The organism is Paraburkholderia sp. XV, assembly GCF_020177535.1.
GTDB classification, from domain to species: domain Bacteria; phylum Pseudomonadota; class Gammaproteobacteria; order Burkholderiales; family Burkholderiaceae; genus Paraburkholderia; species Paraburkholderia caribensis.
Genome location: NZ_JAGUUD010000155.1, coordinates 1 through 15,384 on the forward strand (window position 1 = coordinate 1; position 15,384 = coordinate 15,384).

The following is a 15,384-nucleotide window of genomic DNA, read 5'->3' on the forward strand; positions in this document are numbered from 1 at the left end:
CCAAACCCAAACCCAAACCCAAACCCAAACCCAAACCCAAACCCAAACCCAAACCAAACCCCAAACCAAACCCCAAACCCAAACCCAAACCCGGAGTGAAAACCCATATTGAACCTGAATATTGGCTGACTATGATCCAAAGGCACTGCCCCCAGTTGCCTCGCGGAGAACGCCATGCAAATGTCATCGACGCTGTCTGCCGTCCGCAGGTCTTTCCTGCCGATCCTATCCGCAATCGCCGCAACCACCGCCTGCATTGCACCTGAACTGTGCGCGGCAGCCCCGCTCCCCGACAAAACGGTCGTCTTCTGCTCCGAAGGCAGTCCCGCCGGATTCGACACCGCGCAATACACGACCAGCGTCGAATTCAGCGCCGGCTCATACACCGTCTACAACCGGCTAGTCGAGTTCGGCCACGGCAGCACCGACATCGAGCCAGGGCTCGCCGAAAAGTGGGAGGTCTCCAGCGACGGCCTGCAATACACCTTTCACCTGCGCAAAGGCGTGAAATTCCAGACGACGTCGTTCTTCAAGCCCACACGTGACTTCAACGCCGACGACGTCGTGTTCACGTATACGCGCATGCTCGATCCCGAACAGCCGTTCCGCAAGGCATACAACGTGCCCTTCCCGTACTTCAGCGATCTCGGTCTCGCGAAGAACATCACCAAGGTCGAGGCGCTCGACCCATACACCGTCCGCTTCACGCTGAAAGAAGTCGACGCCCCGTTCCTGCAGCAGATCGCGATGCCGTTCGCATCGATCCTGTCGGCGGAGTACGCGGATCAGTTGTTGAAGGCAGGCAAGGCCTCCGACATCAACCTGTTCCCGGTCGGCACGGGACCGTTCATTTTCCGCAGCTATACAAAGGACGATTCGATCCGCTTCGACGGTAACCCGAACTACTGGAAACCCGGCGTCGTGAAGGTGAGCAAGCTGATCTTCGCGATCACCGTCGACCCATCCGTGCGTCTGCAAAAGCTCAAACGCAACGAATGCCAGGTGATGAGCTATCCGAAGCCCGCCGACATCGCGCAGATTCAGGCGGATCCGTCGATCGCGCTGCCGCATCAGGTGGGCTTCAATCTCGGCTTCATCGCGTACAACACGACGAAAAAGCCGCTCGACAACGTGCTCGTGCGCCGTGCGCTCGATATGGCCGTCAACAAGAAGGCAATCATCGATTCGGTCTATCAGGGCGCGGGCCAGGCGGCGACCAATCCGATGCCGCCCACTCAATGGGGCTATGACAAGAGCCTGAAAGACGCACCGTACGACGTCGACAAGGCTAAAGGCCTGCTGAAGCAGGCGGGCTACCCGGATGGCTTCGATCTGACACTGTGGGCAATGCCCGTTTCGCGTCCGTACAACCCCAACGCGCGCCTGATGGCCGAAATGCTGCAGGCAGATTGGGCGAAGATCGGCGTGAAGACGAAAATCGTCACCTACGAGTGGGGTGAGTACATCCGCCGCGGGCACAGCGGCGAGCACGAGGCGATGCTGATCGGCTGGACGGGCGACTACGGCGACCCGGATAACTGGCTCGGCGTGCTGCTCGGCTGCGACGCGGTGAACGGCAGCAATTTCTCCAAATGGTGCTACAAGCCGTTCGACGACCTCATCAAGGCCGCCCGCAGCACCACCGATACGGCCACGCGCACCAAGGACTACACCGAGGCCCAACAGATCTTCAAGGATCAGGTGCCGTTCACGCCAATTGCGCATTCGACCGTCTACCAGCCGCTATCGAAGGCAGTCACGGGCTTCAAGATCGACCCGTTCGGCCCGACCCAGTTCTGGAACGTCGGTCTCAAGTAGACAATTCACAGCTTCTCACCCCAATTTCACTGAAATCCGACGTGGTTGCCGCGCCAGGCGCGGCAACCCGGTTGAAAGCTGTTTCCTATCGTCAACAAAGTTAATTTCCTCCAATTGCGGCCCCTGGCAAAGCTCAGTAATATCGCGCTACGCTGGTTTTTGCCGGCGCCGATCCTGGAGGAAACATGAAGCAAAACAAACTGTTGCGCGCGGCACGGCTCACGATGCTTGTCGCGACGGCAGCGGCATCGATGGCGGGGACCCAACTGGCGAACGCCGCCGATATCCCGAACAAAACTCTCGTCTACTGCTCGGAAGGCAGCCCGGCGGGTTTTGATCCGGCGCAGTACACCACGGGCGTGGATTTCACGGCCAATACGTTCACCGTTTATAACCGCCTCGTCGAATTCGAACGCGGCGGCACGAAGGTCGAGCCGGGTCTCGCGGAAAAGTGGGATGTCTCGCCGGACGGCAAGACGTACACGTTCCATCTGCGCCACGGCGTCAAGTTCCACACCACGTCGTGGTTCAAGCCGACCCGCGAATTCAACGCGGACGACGTCGTGTTCACGTTCGAGCGCATGCTGGACACGAACCAGCCGTTCCGCAAGGCCTACCCGGTGCAGTTCCCGTACTTCACCGACATGGGCCTCGACAAACTGATCGACAAGGTCGAAAAGGTCGACCCGTACACGGTCAAGTTCACGCTCAAGGAAGTCAACGCGCCGTTCATCCAGAATCTGGCAATGGAATACGCGTCGGTCCTCTCGGCTGAATATGCGGATTCGCTGCTGAAGTCCGGCAACGCCGCCGACATCAACCAGAAGCCGGTCGGCACGGGCCCGTTCATTTTCCGTAGCTACACGAAGGACGCGACGATCCGTTTCGACGGCAATCCGGACTACTGGAAGCCGAATACGGTCAAGATCTCGAAGCTGATCTTCTCGATCACGCCTGATGCGGGCGTGCGCGTGCAGAAGTTGAAGCGCGACGAATGCCAGGTGATGAGCTATCCGCGTCCCGCCGACATCGCACCGCTGAAGGCCGATTCGAACATCGACATGCCGTCGCAACCGGGCTTCAACCTGGGCTACCTGTCGTACAACGTTTCGCACAAGCCCGTCGACAAGCTCGAAGTGCGTCAGGCGCTCGACATGGCGATCAACAAGAAGGCGATCATCGATTCCGTGTATCAAGGCGCAGGCCAGGCCGCGACGAACCCGATGCCGCCTACGCAATGGTCGTACGACAAGAGCCTGAAGCTGCCGGCATACGATACGGAAAAGGCCAAGGCGCTGCTCGCCAAGGCTGGCTTCCCGAACGGTTTCGACATCACGCTGTGGGCCATGCCCGTGCAGCGCGCATACAACCCGAACGGCAAGCTGATGGCGGAAATGATCCAGGCCGACTGGGCCAAGATCGGCGTGAAGGCGAAGATCGTCACGTACGAATGGGGTGAGTACATCAAGCGCGCGCACGCGGGCGAAGACGACACGATGCTGATCGGCTGGACGGGCGACAATGGCGACCCGGACAACTGGCTCGGTACGCTGCTCGGCTGCGACGCGGTCAACGGCAACAACTTCTCGAAGTGGTGCTACAAGCCGTTCGACGACCTGGTCAAGAAGGGCCGTGAAACGACGGCTCAGGCAGATCGCACGAAGGCGTATGTGCAGGCGCAGCAGATCTTCGCGCAGCAACTGCCGTTCTCGCCGATCGCTCACTCGACGGTGTATCAGCCGGTCAGCAAGAAGGTTGTCGACATGCGCATCGAGCCGCTCGGCTATGCGCGCTTCGACGGCGTCAGCATGAAGTAAATCACGTGATGCGGCGGGCTTCGTTGCCTGCTGCATCCCTTACGCAGTACGCTTTTCGTTCGGTTAGAAGACTGGTCGAAATGGTCCGGCGACCGGGGTCACGAGCCCTCGTCGCCGGTTGCGTTTTTTCTCACCAAGACCATAGGGACGAACCATGTTCCGATTCGTTTTGCGCCGCATCGGGATGGTCATACCGACTTTCATCGGTATCACGATCCTCGCGTTCGCGCTCATTCACCTGATTCCGGGCGACCCCATCGAAGTCATGATGGGCGAGCGCGGCGTCGACCCGGCCATGCACGCGGCTGCGATGCATCGCCTCGGGCTCGACGAGCCGCTGCCCATCCAGTACCTCCATTACGTCGGCCACGCGCTGCAAGGGAACCTTGGCACGTCGATCATCACCAATACCAGCGTGATGGACGAATTCATTGCCCGGTTCCCGGCCACCGTCGAACTGTCGATCTGCGCGATGCTGTTTGCGCTGATCGTCGGTCTGCCCGCCGGCGTGTTCGCTGCGCTGCGGCGCGGCACCGCCGTCGACCACGGCGTGATGGGCACGGCGCTCACCGGCTATTCGATGCCGATTTTCTGGTGGGGCTTGATCCTCATCATGTTCTTCTCGTCGAAGCTCGGCTGGACGCCCGTGTCGGGCCGCATCGCGGTCGAATACGACATTCCGCACGTGACGGGCTTCCTGCTGATCGACTCGCTGCTGCCCGGCACGGACGAAGGCTCGTTCCGCTCGGCGCTGTCGCATCTGATCCTGCCGTCGATCGTGCTCGGCACGATTCCGCTCGCGGTCGTCGCGCGGATGACGCGTTCCTCGATGCTCGAAGTGCTGCGCGAAGACTACATCCGCACGGCGCGCGCGAAGGGCTTGTCGCCGGCGCGCGTGATCGTCGTGCATGCACTGCGTAACGCGCTGATTCCCGTCGTCACGGTGATCGGTTTGCAGGTCGGCACGCTGCTCGCGGGCGCGGTGCTGACGGAAACACTGTTCTCGTGGCCGGGCATCGGCAAATGGCTGATCGACGCGATCGGCCGGCGCGACTATCCCGTCGTGCAGGGCGGTATCCTGATGATCGCGACACTCGTGATCGTCGTGAACCTCGTCGTCGATCTGTTGTACGGCGTGCTCAACCCACGCATCCGCCATACGAGGTAATACCGTGGCAGACATCCAAAATACAGTCCCCCAGGCAGTCACCCCTCCGAGCGGCCGTGCATTGGCCGCCCGCGAGTTCTGGTCCAACTTCTCGCGCAACCGCGGCGCCGTCAGCGCGGGCATCATCGTGCTGGTGCTGGTCTTCGTCGCGATCTTCGCGCCGTTGATCGCGCCGCACAGCCCGATCGAGCAATACCGCGATTCCGTGAAGATTCCGCCTGCATGGCTCGACGGTGGCAACTGGAAGTTCATTCTCGGCACCGATGAGGCCGGCCGCGACATTCTTTCGCGCCTGATGTACGGCGCGCGGCTGTCGTTCTGGATCGGCTTTGTTTCCGTGGTGCTCGCGCTGATCCCCGGCATCGTGCTCGGTCTGATCGCCGCGTTCTTCGAGAAGTGGGCCGACACGCCCATCATGCGCGTCATGGACGTGCTGCTCGCGCTGCCGTCGCTGCTGCTCGCGGTGGCCGTGGTTGCCATCATCGGTCCTGGCCTCGTGAACACCATGCTCGCCATCGCGATCGTCGCGCTGCCCGGTTATGTGCGTCTGACGCGCGCATCGGCGCTCGGCGAGTTGCACAAGGAGTACGTGATGGCCTCGCGCGTCGCGGGTGCGGGCACGGCCCGGCTGATGTTCTCGCAGGTGCTGCCGAACTGCACGGCGCCGCTGATCGTGCAGGCCACGCTCGGCTTTTCGTCGGCGATTCTCGATGCCGCCGCGCTTGGCTTCCTCGGCCTCGGCGTGCAGCCGCCGTCGGCGGAGTGGGGCGCGATGCTCGCGTCGGCACGCGACTACATCGACAGCGCGTGGTGGATCGTCACCATGCCCGGTCTCGCCATCCTGATCTCGGTGCTCGCGATCAACCTGCTCGGCGACGGGCTGCGCGACGCACTCGACCCGAAACTCAAAAGGCTGGCCTGACATGAGCAACGGTAATCTATTGACCATCCGCAATCTTGCGGTGAACTTCAGCGGCCTGCCCGCCGTCGATCGAATCAATCTGAACGTGGCGCCTGGCGAAGTGGTCGGCGTGGTCGGCGAATCGGGCTCGGGCAAGAGCGTGACGATGATGGCGCTGATGGGTCTGATCGACGCGCCCGGCAAGGTCACCGCCGACGAAGTCACCTTCGACGGCAAGGACCTGCTGAACGCGACGCCGGCGCAACGCCGCAAGATCATCGGCAAAGACGTGGCGATGGTGTTTCAGGACGCGCTGACGAGCCTGAACCCGAGCTACACCGTCGGCTATCAGATCAAGGAAGTGCTGAAGCTGCACGAAGGCCTGCGCGGCGACGCATTGCACAAGCGCGCACTCGAACTGCTCGATCAGGTCGGCATTCCCGACGCGAAGAACCGCATCAACACGTTCCCGCATCAGATGTCGGGCGGCATGAACCAGCGCGTGATGATCGCGATGGCGGTCGCTTGCAACCCGAAGCTGCTGATCGCCGACGAGCCGACCACGGCCCTCGACGTGACCATCCAGGCGCAGATCATGCAACTGCTGGTGCAGTTGCAGAAAGATCGCGGCATGGCGCTCGTGCTGATTTCGCATGATCTGGCCGTGGTGTCGGAAGTCGCGCAGCGCGTGGCCGTGATGTACGCGGGCGAAGTCATCGAAACGAACCGCGTGCCCGATATCTTCAAGGCGCCGCATCATCCGTACACGGAAGCGCTGCTGGCGGCGATCCCCGAGCACAACGTCGGCGCGGTGCGGCTTGCCGCGCTGCCGGGCATGGTGCCGGGACGCGATGACCGTCCGAAGGGCTGTCTGTTCGCGCCGCGCTGCAAGTACGTTGTCGACGATTGCAACAAGGCGCGGCCTGCGCTTTCGTCGCTGGCCGATCACGATCCCGCCGCCCAGGTTCGCTGCATCAAGCCGCTGAACCTGGTTCGCGATGCCATTCAACAGGGAGGCGCACGATGAATGCAGTACCCGAAACGCGGCGCCCCGATGGTGACAGGCCCGGCAAGCCCGCAGGCGATCACGTGCTGATCGCCGACAACCTCGCGCGCCACTATGACGTGAAGCGCGGCATGTTCGGCCACGGCACGGTCAAGGCGCTGAACGGCGTGTCGTTTCATCTGGAGCGCGGCAAGACGCTTGCCGTGGTCGGCGAATCCGGCTGCGGCAAATCGACGCTCGCGCGCCAGCTGACGATGATCGAAGCGCCGTCGGCCGGACGTCTATTGATCGACGGCGAAGATGTCGCGGGCGCAAGCCGCGAGAAAATCGCGCAGTTGCGCCGCCGCGTGCAGATGGTGTTCCAGAATCCGTTTGCATCGCTCAATCCGCGCAAGACCGTCGAGCAGACGCTCGGCGAGCCGCTCGCGATCAACACGCAATTGAGCGCCAGCGAACGCGGCGAACGCATTGCGCACATGATGCGTACCGTCGGCCTGCGGCCCGAGCACGCGAAGCGCTATCCGCACATGTTTTCGGGCGGCCAGCGCCAGCGTGTCGCGATTGCACGCGCGATGATTCTGGACCCGCAGATCGTCGTCGCCGACGAGCCCGTCTCCGCGCTCGACGTGTCGATCCAGGCGCAGATCCTGAACCTGTTCATGGACCTGCAGGATCAGTTCAAGACGAGCTATGTGTTCATCTCGCACAACCTGTCGGTGGTGGAACACATCGCTGACGACGTGATGGTGATGTACTTCGGCGGCGTTGCCGAGCTCGGCGACAAGAAGCGGATCTTCAGCAAGCCGCGTCATCCGTACACGCGCGCGCTGATGTCGGCGACACCGTCGATCTTCGAAGCCGACCGCCGCATCCAGATCAAGCTGCAAGGCGAAATGCCTTCGCCGCTCAATCCGCCGTCGGGCTGTACGTTTCACCAGCGTTGCCCGTATGCTATCGAGCGTTGCCGCAAAGAAGAGCCAAAGCTGCGTGAAGTGGATGGTCGCCAGGTGTCGTGTCACCGCGCCGAGGAGGTGGGGGACGACACGAATGCATGATGGGGTGGCGGCGCGTGATGTTACGCGCCGTCACGCGCGTCGTTTGCATGTGAAGCATGCGGGCGGCGCGCGCGCTGTGCTTTCGCGTCGGCGGGTCGTGCGTGTCCTGATGGGCGCGCTGCTCGCGGCGGCGGCGCAATGCGCCTTGCTTCCATTTCAGCCTTTCGCCTCGTTCGACCCGATCGCCTCCGCGCATGCCGCAGGGGCTTCGGCGAATACGCCCGTGCAGGCCGCGCAGGCCAACCAGGTCGGCCGCCCGGCCGTTCCCGTGCCGCACACGCCGCCGCAACCGCGCGCGACGCTGCCCGGCTTCAATCCGCCGCCTTCCTATGCAAGCGGCACCACGGCGAGCGGTCCCGTGCGCGCGCAACCGGCGCGCATGCCTTTCTACGTCGCAACACGCGGCAAAACCACGATTTATCTTCTGGGCACGCTGCATGTCGGCGACCCGAACGACTATCCGCCGAACCAGCCATTCCGCGCGCCGATCCTCGGTGCGCTAGCCGCATCGCCGACGCTTGCACTCGAACTATCCCCCGACGATCTGCTCGTCTCGCAGGACGATGTGTCGAAATACGGCATCTGCTCGTATGAATGTCTGCCGAAGCTGTTGCCCGAGCCGCTATGGCACAAGCTCGCGACGCGTCTGCGCGGTAATCCCGCCGCGCTTGGTGAAATCCGCAAGATGCGGCCGTGGCTCGCGTCCTTGCTGGTGGAAACCTACGATTCGCTGAGCGCCGGGCTGCAAACCGAATTCGGCACGGAAGCGCAGTTGCAGAATGTGTATCTGCGGCAGAAGGGAAAGATTGTCGGGCTGGAGACGCTCGCCGAGCAGATGCGGGCGTTCACGGGGCTCACGCTGGCGCAGCAGCGCGAAATGCTCGCGCAGGATCTCGTGCAGACGCCCGCCGAGAATGTCGCCGATGTGCAAACCTTGCACCGGCTATGGCGCCTCGGCGATGCCGATGCGATTTCCGCGTGGGAAGCGGCGAAGTCGGAGAAGCTCGCACGTGACAAGCGCATCTCCGCGCAGGTGGACAACAAGATTCTGTTCGATCGCAACCGGCGCTTCGTCAACCGGATGCTGCTGATCGCGGCGCCGAACAAGCCGGTATTCGTCGCGATCGGCGCGCTGCATCTGGGCGGGCAAAAGGGCGTGCTGCAGTTGTTGCGGCAGCGCGGGTTTGTTGTCGAGCCTTATTGAAGAGCACGCTGCCTGCGCGCTCAACGAGAGCGGCGGTTAAACGGTTGCGCCTACCGCGCCAAATGCGCCGTTGGCGACACGTCTACGTCCCGCTTGCGACGCGAGCTTCAGCGCCGCTTCCAGCGCGTCGAGCGACAGGTCTTTCGAACCATTCGTCTTCAGGCGGACGTTGACCGTGCGCGCATTCAGCGACAACAACGCGCGATAGTGCTCGTCGGCGTCGTCGAATCGCATCAGGCGGTCGAGCGCCGAGCCGAGATTGAGATGCACGTCGGCGAGCGTCGGGTCGATCTTCAGCGCCTCGCGATAATGATGCACCGCTTCGCCGAGTTTGCCTTGGGCTTCGAGCCCAACGGCGATGTTGTTGTGTGCATCGGGCGAGCGGGGATCGAGCGCCAGCGACACACGATAGCAGCGCTGTGCGAGCGATTTATCTCCGAGTGCTTCGGCCACGAATCCACGGTCGTTCCAGCACTCCGCGTTATCCGGCTCGAGTTCGAGCGAAAGGTCGATGTATTCGAGCGCAAGCCCATGCTGGCCGCGCTGATGCAGCAGCACGCCGTAATAGTGCAGCGCGTCCGGTTGTTCCGGGCAAATCGCGAGTGCTTCGCGGTACAGCGACTCGGCTTCGATGAAACGGCCCGCGCGATGAGCCTCGAGCGCGAAAGCGAGCGTGACGGGAAAAAGCCGGGTGTTGGTGGAAGTAGAAGCGGAGGAAGTAGAAGCGGACGAAACAGAAACGGCGGACTGCGGTTGCATGGCGTGCTCTCCAGACTCTCGAAAGAGCCGGCGCAAACCTGTCGATGCGCCGGTAAGTGAACGATGGAACATTCACAGATTAGGTCCGGGGCTTCGGCCAAACTATCAGATGCATCCTAAAAATGGCGGTAAGCCTTTTGAAATCAGTCGCGCGGGCGGGTCACATATCTCGTAAATAGGCAGTGGCGAACCGCCCGCGGTCGGGATTACAGCACAGGCGCTACAGGAACATCAGGAAGTTGAGCAGGAAGATATTCACGACGAGCAGCGTGAGCGCCGTCGGTACCTGCACCTTGATCACCGCGTTCTTGTCGGGCAGTTCGAGCAGCGCGGCGGGCACCATATTGAAGTTCGCGGCCATCGGCGTCATCAGCGTGCCGCAGTAGCCGGAGAACATGCCGATCGCGACCATCACGGCCGGGTTGCCATGAAACACGTTGACGAGGATCGGTACGCCGACGCCGCCCGTCATGACCGGGAACGCGGCGAAGCCGTTGCCCATCACCATCGTGAAGAGCGCCATGCCGATGCAGTAGACGGCCACCGCGATCAGCCGGTAGTCGAGGCTGATGTACGCCGTCGTCACGTGTGCGACTGCCTTGCCGACGCCCGCGTCGGAGAACACGAGGCCGAGCATGCCGAGCATCTGCGGCAGCACGGCCGCCCACGACAGCGCATCGACGAGTCGCCGCGCTTCCTTCATCGACTGGCCGACCGTGTCGCGCGTCATGATGCAGGCGAACGCCAGCGCGATCACACAGCCGATGCCGAAGCCGATCAGCGTGACGTTCTTCTGCTCGACCAGCGGCGTGCCGCCGAACACCAGATGACTCGCCGACAACGTGACGATCACCGTGACGACGGGAATCGTCAGCGCGGGGACGAACAGCTTGTTGCCGAGGCGCGCGGCGCTCGCCTTGCGCGTTGCTTCGGACAGCACTTTGGGTTTGGCAGCCGTCACGCCGCCGAAGCCCGCGATCAGCGCCATTGCGATGACGAGCACGCCGACCAGTTCGGCGGGCAGCTTGTCGCCGACCAGGAAGATCAGCGCGTAGATGATCCAGAAGCCGCCCGCCGTGAGGCGGCGCGGATGATCCTTATCGGTGGCGATCATGCCGCCGATCACCAGCAGCACGATGCCGAGCAGCCAGAACAGATAGTTGATGGTGAGTGTCATGCTTCGTCCCCGGTCGTGCGCGTCGCGTTGTGGTTTGCGTTCTGGTTCGCGTGGTTGTTCGTGTTGAGGCTCGCCGCCCCCGGCGATGCCGCGTTGCCGCGCAACTCGCGTTCGAGCCTGCGATCGAGCAGCCAGAGCCGGAAGCCGTGGATCAGGAAGGCGCTGATGGCCGTCGGAATGCCCCACAGCGCGACGTGCATCGGCTCGACGGTGATGCCCGCTTCCTTCAGGAACGTGACCATCAGCACGATCGCGCCGAACGCGACGAAGATGTCCTCGCCGAAGAACAGGCCGACGTTGTCCGTGGCCGCCGAGAACGCGCGCAGCTTGTAGCGCACGGCATCGCTGAGCTTGCCGAAGCGCGTTTCCGTGGCGCCTTCCGCCATCGGCGCGATCAGCGGACGCACCATTTGCGGATGCCCGCCGAGACCTGTCAGGCCGACGGCCGCCGTCAGCTCGCGCACGAGCAGATAGACGATCAGCAGACGCCCGGCCGTCGCGGCCTTGATGCTGGCGATCCACGTTTGGGCGCGCTCGCGCAGGCCGTGCCGTTCGAGCAGGCCGATCACCGCGAGCGGCAACAGGATGATGAGGGGAATATTGCGTGTCTTGATGAAGCCGGTGCCGATCGCGGCCAGGATCTTGTCCGGCGGAAAGTGCGCGGCGATGGCGGTGATGACGGCGGCGGCGGCCACGATCAGCATCGGGTTGAAGCGCAACACAAACCCGACGATGATGACCGCGACGCCAATGAGCGGCCATAGGTTGACGGTTGACTGCATCTAGATCTCCAGAGGTGGTCCTGCATTGGGACACCGCTCGTGGCGGCGCACTGTAATGACGCCGGGCCCTGGTTATTTTGGGTCCGGCTTTCCTCGTTGCCCTGCGGCTCTTCAATGGCCGCTCAGGCTGCTTGCCCTGTCGTTGTTGCGGGTACTTCTCTACGGTTGCTGCCGCACTTGTGCTGCTTCAAAAAGCCGTTGGCAACTGGCGATGTTGCTTTCTGGCCTACTTTCTCGAAAACGCCCCGCGAAAAGCGGGGCGTCGAATGTTGCGTAATGGCCTTTAATCAGCGGCGTCAGCGCGGAAACATCAGGCGCGTGCCGCGCCGGCTGCATGCACGTCGATGCCTGCCTCTTCGAGCGCCTTGCGGATGCGGCGCGCGAACGCGAGCGCATGCGGGCCGTCGCCATGCAGGCAGATGGTTTGCGCGTTGAGGGGCACCCATTCGCCGCTCACGGCTTTCACGCGCTGCTCGCGCACCATCGCCAGCGTGCGGTGCAGCACTTCGTCTTCGTCGTCGAGCAGTGCGCCCGGCTCCTTGCGCGGCACGAGCGAGCCGTCCGCGCGATAGCCGCGATCGGCGAACACTTCTTCGATGGCGACGAGCCCCGCGTTGCGCGCGGCCGTCACGAGCCCGCTGTTGGCGAGCGCGAACACGGCCACGGACGGATCGAAGTCATGCACGGCGGAGACGATTGCATCGGCGATCTTCGGATCGCGCGCGGCCTGGTTGTAGAGCGCGCCGTGCGGCTTCACGTGCGCGATGCGGCCGCCCTCGGCTTGCGCGATCGCCGACAGCGCGCCTAGCTGATACAGCACACCCGCGTAGATCTCGCCCACGGGCAAGTCCATTTCCTTGCGGCCGAAGTTTTCCGGGTCGTTGAAACTCGGATGCGCGCCGATCGACACGCCTTTCTGCACCGCCCAGCGCACGCATTCGCGCATCGCGTTGGGTCCGCCTGCATGCCAGCCGCACGCGATATTCGCCGAGCTGACGAGATCGAGCAGCGCCTCGTCGGAGCCGCATCCTTCGCCGAGATCGGCGTTCAAATCGATTTCCATGATGTCCTCTTAGGTCTTACACCGCTGCGGACGCGGCGAGGCGCGCGCAGCGTTCTTCATGCATGCCGATTGCGGCATCGATCTGCCGCAGGTACTTGCGTTCTTCGATCAGCGCCTGGCGAGCCTCGTAAGGCGTGGTCGGAATGAAGCGGACCGCGCCGTTCAGGCGCACCTGCGCGAGCTTCCATAAATCAGCGTGAATGACTGCGCCGATCTTCGGATAGCCGCCCGTGGTCTGCGCGTCGCTCATCAGGATGATCGGCTGGCCGTTCGGCGGCACCTGGATCGTGCCGGGCATCACGGCGTGCGACAGCAGATCGCTCTTGTGGGTGCGCTTCAGTTCGGTGCCCGCCAGCCGGAAGCCCATGCGGTTGCTGTTCGGCGTGACGAGCCATTCGTCGTTCCAGAAGGCGTTGTGCGCCTCGGCAGTGAAGCTGTCGTACTCGGGGCCCGCCAGCACGCGGATTGGCGGCGCCCACGCGACGCCCGACGGATGACGGCCGCGCCGCACCGGCTCGTCGACCAGTACGAACTTGCACCAGGCGGGCGCCTTCACGCCGAACTCGGGCGCATCGGGCGAAAAACCCGAGCCCGCGCCGGCGCGCGGCACGCCGACGGGCAGGCGGTCGCCATCGCGCAGCGCGCGGCCGCCGAGGCCGCCGAAGCCCGCTTGAAGGTCGGTGCTGCGCGAACCGAGCATCGGCAGCACATCGACGCCGCCCGCGATGCACACGTAGCCGCGCATGCCGCGTTTCGCCGCGTTCAGGGTCAACTCCTGACCGGCCTGCACGGGCAGGCTCCAGTATGAATAGACGGGTTTGCCGTCGAGCGTCGCGCCGAACTCGGTGCCTGTGATCGCGACGCGTGTCGCGCGCAGAAAGCGCAGCACGGTCGGGCCGAAGGTGATTTCGAGCCCGGCGGCATCCGGCCGGTTGCCGACCAGGCGATTGCCGACTTCGAGCGACAGCCTGTCGAGCGCGCCGCACATCGCGACGCCGAGGTGCCGGAAGCCGTGCCGGCCGAGGTCCTGGATCGTGGTCAACAGACCCGCGCGTATTACGTCGATCATGCGTGCAGCCCCGCGATGGTGAAGCGGACGCGATCGCCCGGTTGCAGCAGGGTGGGCGGCGTGCGCGACGGGTCGAAGAGCTTCAGCGCGGTGCGGCCGATCAGTTGCCAGCCGCCCGGCGAAGTGGCGGGATAGATGCCCGTCTGGGCGCCGCCGATGCCGACTGAGCCTGCGGGCACTTCCAGACGTGGCTCGGCGCGGCGCGGCGTGTGCAGTGCCGCCTCGAGTCCGCCCATGTACGCGAAGCCGGGCTGGAAACCGAGGAAGAACACGATGTACTCGCCGCCGGCATGCCGCTCGACGACTTCCTTCACCGTGAGGCCCGTGTGATCGGCGACCGTCTTCAGGTCCGGGCCGAATTCGCCGCCGTACTGGACGGAGATTTCCACCTCGCGGCCGAGGTCCTGGGCGATGCCTGGCTGGGCCCACGCGGCCTTGAGCCGGGCCGTCAGGTCGTCGGGATCGGCTTCGAGGGGATCGTAAATCACGGTCAGGTTGTTCATGCCGGGCACCACTTCGAGCACGTGCGGCCAGTCGCGCGCCGCCTGGGCGGCCGACCACACGCGGCGCTGGCAATCCAGCGTGGCAGGTGGCGGCGCTTCACAGACCAGCGCGGTATCGCCAAACGGAAAGATGCGGGGTTCAGTCATCAATATCCTGGGTCAAGTAGAGAAGCAGCAGATTCGTCCGACGATGCATGCGAACTTCTCACAATGGAGCTAGCCTACATTCTCAATAAAATATCGACAATTTATCAATAAGCGATGTCCCCAGGCTCGCCCGTGGGGGAGGGAAGTCGTACACTTCGGTCAACCACCACGCTTCGCTTAGAAAAATCACCATGGCGCGTCATCCGACCAAAATCGTCTCATCGGAACATCTTGTGTCTGAATTCAGTGCGGAGTTATCCGAACTCGAATATGGACTGATCATGGCGAGCAACGCGTTCAACCGGTGGATGGTCCGTTGCATGGCGGCGGCGGGCGACAAGGACATGACTGCGATCGAAGTTTCGCTGTTGCACCATGTGAGCCATCGCGAGCGGCGCAAGAAGATTGCCGATATCTGCTTCGTACTGAATATCGAGGACACGCATGTCGCGACTTATGCGCTGAAGAAGCTCGTAGCTAGAGGGTATGTAAAAAGCGAAAAGACCGGCAAGGAGGTGTTTTTTTCGGCTACGCAGGCGGGGCGTGATCTGTGTATGAAGTATCGGGAGGTCAGGGAGAGTTGTCTCATCGCGACGCTGAAGGAGAGCGGGCTCACCAATGAGCAGATCGGAGAGGCGGCGCAGTTGATGCGGAATGCTTCCGGGCTTTATGACACCGCGGCGCGGGCGGCTGCATCGTTGTAGGTTTTTTTGTTGTCTGGCTACGATTTTGGGTTTTGGGTTTTCGCTGACGTTCGCGTGGCTGTGTTTGCTGCGCAAGCAGTGTGGGTTTTTGGGGCTTCTCGCTGGCATCCGCGATTTGCTTTCGTGCTTCACGCGTTGCGGTTTGGTGTTTTAGGCTTTGCGCTGGCATCCGCGAATTGTTAGCGTGCTTCAGGCGTCGCCCCTGTGCGGG

The 15,384-nt window shown here is 63.1% G+C and carries 15 protein-coding genes; 9 read left to right on the forward strand and 6 right to left on the reverse strand.

Annotated elements, in window-relative coordinates; all coding sequences use genetic code 11:
- From KFO72_RS37960 to KFO72_RS37995, 8 genes are all read left to right on the forward strand, one after another.
- Window positions 1-266, forward strand: a 266-nt coding sequence (locus tag KFO72_RS37960; RefSeq protein ID WP_225034232.1) for a hypothetical protein, incomplete at its 5' end; no start/stop codon positions are given.
- Window positions 175-1,818: an ABC transporter substrate-binding protein gene (locus tag KFO72_RS37965; RefSeq protein ID WP_060599559.1), complete on the forward strand. Its 1,644-nt coding sequence runs from the start codon at window positions 175-177 to the stop codon at window positions 1,816-1,818. The genes KFO72_RS37960 and KFO72_RS37965, both read left to right, overlap by 92 nt.
- Window positions 1,819-2,003: 185 nt before the next feature.
- Window positions 2,004-3,635: an ABC transporter substrate-binding protein gene (locus tag KFO72_RS37970; RefSeq protein WP_054929225.1), complete on the forward strand. Its 1,632-nt coding sequence runs from the start codon at window positions 2,004-2,006 to the stop codon at window positions 3,633-3,635.
- A gap of 154 nt (window positions 3,636-3,789) precedes the next feature.
- Window positions 3,790-4,803 carry an ABC transporter permease subunit gene (locus tag KFO72_RS37975; RefSeq protein WP_054929224.1) on the forward strand — a complete coding sequence of 338 codons (1,014 nt, stop codon included), beginning with the start codon at window positions 3,790-3,792 and terminating at the stop codon, window positions 4,801-4,803.
- Window positions 4,804-4,807: 4 nt separating this feature from the next.
- Complete coding sequence (locus KFO72_RS37980) at window positions 4,808-5,725, forward strand: ABC transporter permease subunit (RefSeq protein ID WP_054929223.1); 918 nt, start codon at window positions 4,808-4,810, stop codon at window positions 5,723-5,725.
- A 1-nt stretch (window position 5,726) separates the two neighbouring features.
- A complete protein-coding gene (locus tag KFO72_RS37985; protein WP_225034233.1) occupies window positions 5,727-6,731 on the forward strand; it encodes an ABC transporter ATP-binding protein in 1,005 nt (334 codons plus the stop codon).
- Window positions 6,728-7,765: a peptide ABC transporter ATP-binding protein gene (locus KFO72_RS37990; RefSeq protein ID WP_060599560.1), complete on the forward strand. Its 1,038-nt coding sequence runs from the start codon at window positions 6,728-6,730 to the stop codon at window positions 7,763-7,765. Before KFO72_RS37985 ends, KFO72_RS37990 begins: the two co-directional genes overlap by 4 nt.
- Window positions 7,758-8,969, forward strand: coding sequence for a TraB/GumN family protein (locus KFO72_RS37995; RefSeq protein WP_225034234.1), 1,212 nt, complete (start codon window positions 7,758-7,760; stop codon window positions 8,967-8,969). Before KFO72_RS37990 ends, KFO72_RS37995 begins: the two co-directional genes overlap by 8 nt.
- Before the next feature lie 36 nt (window positions 8,970-9,005).
- Here KFO72_RS37995 and KFO72_RS38000 read toward each other — a convergent pair whose 3' ends face one another.
- The 6 genes from KFO72_RS38000 to pxpB form a co-directional block, all read right to left on the reverse strand.
- Window positions 9,006-9,728 (reverse strand): tetratricopeptide repeat protein, encoded by a 723-nt coding sequence (locus tag KFO72_RS38000; protein WP_225034235.1) that lies wholly within the window; start codon window positions 9,726-9,728, stop codon window positions 9,006-9,008.
- 220 nt (window positions 9,729-9,948) lie between these two features.
- Window positions 9,949-10,905 carry a DUF979 domain-containing protein gene (locus tag KFO72_RS38005; protein ID WP_054929218.1) on the reverse strand — a complete coding sequence of 319 codons (957 nt, stop codon included), beginning with the start codon at window positions 10,903-10,905 and terminating at the stop codon, window positions 9,949-9,951.
- Window positions 10,902-11,687, reverse strand: coding sequence for a DUF969 domain-containing protein (locus KFO72_RS38010; RefSeq protein WP_060599563.1), 786 nt, complete (start codon window positions 11,685-11,687; stop codon window positions 10,902-10,904). Before KFO72_RS38010 ends, KFO72_RS38005 begins: the two co-directional genes overlap by 4 nt.
- A 310-nt stretch (window positions 11,688-11,997) precedes the next feature.
- Complete coding sequence (gene pxpA / locus KFO72_RS38015) at window positions 11,998-12,750, reverse strand: 5-oxoprolinase subunit PxpA (protein WP_107204251.1); 753 nt, start codon at window positions 12,748-12,750, stop codon at window positions 11,998-12,000.
- 16 nt (window positions 12,751-12,766) lie between these two features.
- Window positions 12,767-13,819, reverse strand: a complete 1,053-nt coding sequence (locus KFO72_RS38020) for a biotin-dependent carboxyltransferase family protein (RefSeq protein ID WP_225034236.1) — start codon at window positions 13,817-13,819, stop codon at window positions 12,767-12,769.
- Window positions 13,816-14,469: a 5-oxoprolinase subunit PxpB gene (gene pxpB / locus KFO72_RS38025; protein ID WP_225034237.1), complete on the reverse strand. Its 654-nt coding sequence runs from the start codon at window positions 14,467-14,469 to the stop codon at window positions 13,816-13,818. Before pxpB ends, KFO72_RS38020 begins: the two co-directional genes overlap by 4 nt.
- A gap of 191 nt (window positions 14,470-14,660) precedes the next feature.
- Here pxpB and KFO72_RS38030 point away from each other — a divergent pair, with 191 nt between their 5' ends.
- Window positions 14,661-15,173, forward strand: coding sequence for a winged helix DNA-binding protein (locus tag KFO72_RS38030; RefSeq protein ID WP_007577159.1), 513 nt, complete (start codon window positions 14,661-14,663; stop codon window positions 15,171-15,173).
- Window positions 15,174-15,384 lie beyond the last annotated feature (211 nt).